At 53.4% G+C, this 1,028-nt stretch carries 1 rRNA gene; it reads left to right on the plus strand.

From position 1 onward, the window contains the following. Nucleotides 1–28 precede the first annotated feature (28 nt). Nucleotides 29–1,028 (plus strand): 16S ribosomal RNA (locus tag HMPREF0650_RS08145); the annotation flags it as partial.

Here is a 1,028-nt window from a genome sequence, read left to right on the forward strand (position 1 = left end):
ATATTATCATCCATTTCAACTATATTTTACAATGTAGAGTTTGATCCTGGCTCAGGATGAACGCTAGCTACAGGCTTAACACATGCAAGTCGCAGGGTAACGTGAGGGAAGCTTGCTTCCCTTGACGACGACTGGCGCACGGGTGAGTAACGCGTATCCAACCTTCCCATGACCACGGGATAACCCGTTGAAAGACGGACTAATACCGTATGACGTCGTTTGCTGACATCAAATAACGATTAAAGGTTTAGCGGTGATGGATGGGGATGCGTCTGATTAGCTTGTTGGCGGGGTAACGGCCCACCAAGGCGACGATCAGTAGGGGTTCTGAGAGGAAGGTCCCCCACATTGGAACTGAGACACGGTCCAAACTCCTACGGGAGGCAGCAGTGAGGAATATTGGTCAATGGGCGAGAGCCTGAACCAGCCAAGTAGCGTGCAGGATGACGGCCCTATGGGTTGTAAACTGCTTTTATGCGGGGATAAAGTGCGCGACGTGTCGTGCATTGCAGGTACCGCATGAATAAGGACCGGCTAATTCCGTGCCAGCAGCCGCGGTAATACGGAAGGTCCGGGCGTTATCCGGATTTATTGGGTTTAAAGGGAGCGTAGGCCGCCAGGTAAGCGTGTTGTGAAATGTACCGGCTCAACCGGTGAATTGCAGCGCGAACTGTCTGGCTTGAGTGCACGGTAAGCAGGCGGAATTCATGGTGTAGCGGTGAAATGCTTAGATATCATGAAGAACTCCGATTGCGAAGGCAGCTTGCTGCAGTGCGACTGACGCTGATGCTCGAAGGTGCGGGTATCAAACAGGATTAGATACCCTGGTAGTCCGCACGGTAAACGATGGATGCCCGCTGTCCGCCCCTTTGTGGCGGGTGGCCAAGCGAAAGCGTTAAGCATCCCACCTGGGGAGTACGCCGGCAACGGTGAAACTCAAAGGAATTGACGGGGGCCCGCACAAGCGGAGGAACATGTGGTTTAATTCGATGATACGCGAGGAACCTTACCCGGGCTTGAACTGCCGG

Origin of the sequence: Hoylesella buccalis ATCC 35310 (assembly GCF_000177075.1) — a bacterium.
Classification (GTDB): domain Bacteria; phylum Bacteroidota; class Bacteroidia; order Bacteroidales; family Bacteroidaceae; genus Prevotella; species Prevotella buccalis.